1 protein-coding gene is annotated in these 2,851 nt (G+C 58.2%); it reads right to left on the reverse strand.

What is annotated here, in order from left to right:
- Positions 1-123 precede the first annotated feature (123 nt).
- Positions 124-2,851, reverse strand: a 2,728-nt coding sequence (locus RSSM_RS02950) for a beta strand repeat-containing protein (RefSeq protein WP_044300811.1), incomplete at its 5' end; no start/stop codon positions are given.

Below are 2,851 nucleotides of genomic sequence, written 5' to 3' on the forward strand. Positions count from 1 at the left end.
TTGGCGAGTTTCGCTACCGTTGTGGGGTTGGATCGTTGGTGTGTCCGATCTCTGGAGAGGAGTTCGCTAGGATTGAGGGCAGCGATGTTTGGCGACATTGGCTATGTCATTGTTGAAAACGCTCTAGTGCAAACTGTCAGTGAGTTCCCAGAACGGGCGGTGTTCGTCTTTGTCCGATTCGCTTTGGGGCGTTTGGTTGTGGGATGTTTCGAATGCGCGGTCGACGGACTCTTGCCAATGGTTGTGCAAATCGGGGACAGACAGCTTTTGCTCGAGTTGAAGTGACAACATGTCACGTTCGGGCCCGTTGTCAGTGTTGAGTTCGTCTGCGGTGTTGGTTTGGGATGGTGTTGATTGTGTTGTGATTGCTAGGGGCGTGTTCGGTTCGGAAGATGCGTCGCGGGCGTTGAGTAGATTGATGATCATCAAGGCGTCCAACGCGGAAACACGACCGTCGGCGTTCACATCGGCATAGTCAAACTGGGTAATGTATTCTCGCGATGTATCAAACGGGGGTGTCGTGGCTTCACCGGCGGCTGAGTCAGCCGCGTTGAGTTTGTTGATGACTTGCAGAGGGTCGACAGCCGAGACTCGCCCGTCACCGTTGACGTCGTACACCACTTCGCCTTCACCACGTTGCGGAACGATTTCTCCCTCAAGGCGACCGAAGAAGAGGTTTTCCCCGGACGCGGCGTTGAGTGTGTCGATCTCGAAGCCACCGAGCAGAATGTCGTCTCCCGAACCACCGTCGAGCATCGCGACAACGGAGGTGCGGTTGGAGAGTTGGTCGTCGCCGTCGCCACCGTCGACGGTGATGTCTTCGACTTCACCGATTTCGATCGGTTCGACGCTGGATGAGGATGAGGAGCCGATGGTGATCCGATCGTCTTGGTCGGTACCGGTGACCGAGATTGCGTCTTGGCCGCCACCGGCGTTGAACACGATGGCTTGTTGTGTTGATTCGATGCCGAAGAGGATGTTGCTGGCGATGTTGAGGGAGTCGTTGCCACTGCCGCTATTGATTTCAAGTGTCTCGACGTCGAGCGAATCAAGTAACTCGTTCGGTCCCGTCGAGAGGACTCCTTGGCCGGTCGACACGATGAGGTAGTTCAAGTCGAGGTCAGACGTGACTGAGGCGGCATTGATGGTGATTTTGTCGCCGACGTCCTGGTTGCGGATCTGCGGTTCGTTCTTTTCGCCGGTGGCGTTGACCTCGATGCCTTCGTAGAACGTGCGGATGTTATGTCCGTTGTCGCCGCCATCGATCAACAGTTGGCGTGAATCGGCGGCATCGTTTAAACGATCCAGAGTTCCATTGGAGGCGATTCCGGTTGCGTTGAGCGTGAAGTGGTCGTTGCCGTCGGAGCCTCGTGTTTCGATGATCGATGCTGCGAAGACTTCGTTAATGATGATCGTGTCGTCGTCCGCTTCACCGTCGAGCCGCAGCACGGAGGAGGGTGCCGAACCGACCGCAGCGGCGACGTTGGCGTCCGCAATGGTGATCGTGTCGGATCCATGTCCGGTGCGGGCATCGATCCCTGAACCATTTCCACGATCCATGATCTGCACATTGTCATTTTGGTCGCCCGTGTCGATCAGCAAAATACTGTCTTGGCCGGTCGATGCGGCCGTTACGTTGTCTCGTCCGCGTTGGGTGGACAGTCGCGTGATCGAGCCGGTTCCGGTCGAGTTGAGAGTGACATCGTCGTTGCCCGCACCGCTGTCGATCGTGACGATCGAGGCGTCGAATGTCGAGTTGATTTCCACGGTGTCGTTGGCAAGACCGGTATGAATTTCGAGGGACTCGATACCATCGAATGCGATTTGGACGTTGGATGTGTTGAGCGTGCGTTCGAACGACGTGGACGATACGGCGTAGGTCCCCGGGGCGGAGGACGCGGCGTCGATGATTCGTAGCACGTCGCCGCTGACCGTGGTGCTCGAGCGGGTTAGCGAATCGACGTTCGAGGTGCGAGCGGTCACGCTTTCGGTGACGGTGCTTGCCTGAGTATTGGTTCCGCCGAGGATGGTGATGGAGCCGGTGATTCCGTTGAGCGTGCCACGGTTGTCGGGTGCGTCGGAGGCGACGTGAATCTCGTCGTTACCGTCTCCGGTGTCGATGGTGATCGGGCTGTTGAGAGAAGTCGACTGGATCGCGATCGTGTCGTTGCCGTCGCCGGTTGCGATCGAGATCGCGTCAACGTTGGCGTCGTAGCTGAGCGTGCTGCCGTTGATTTCAATCGTGGTCGATGTGATGCGGACAATATCGTCGCCGGTGGTTCCGACGAGACCCGTGACAGCGCCATCGGCGTTGCCGCTAACGGTATTGCCTGACAACACGCCGTCGATGTTGAGGTAGTGCAGTCCGCTCGAGGTATTGTTCATGATGTCCGAATCGTGAACGTTCAGGGTGCCTTGATGATTGAACGCGGCGGCTCCCCGGTCGGCTTCGTTGCCGGTGAGTTGGACGTTGTGCAAAGCAACGAAGCCTGCTGCGTTGAAAACGCCTCCGCCACCTTGATCCGTCGCGGTTCCGTCGGCGCGGTTGTTGTTGATTTGGGTGCCTGTCACGAGCAGCGTGCCTGCGCCGTTCCAAAGACCACCACCTTCACTCGCGGCGATGTTACCGTTGACGGTTCCGCCGGTGATGGTGACGTCGGCGTCTCCGGTGACGTGCAGCCCGCCGCCGTTGCCGGGGCTCGCGACTGCGGGCGTGACACCGGCGTTGTTTTCGAGCAAGTTCACGTTGGTAAAGGTGTTGGTCGTGTTGGCGGTCGTTTCGATACCGCCTCCGGCTCGGTTGGCTTGGTTGCGTGTGATTGCCGAGTCCGTGATGCTCAGCGATCCCGTG

Origin of the sequence: Aporhodopirellula sallentina SM41 (assembly GCF_000346505.1) — a bacterium.
Classification (GTDB): Bacteria; Planctomycetota; Planctomycetia; order Pirellulales; family Pirellulaceae; genus Rhodopirellula; species Rhodopirellula sallentina.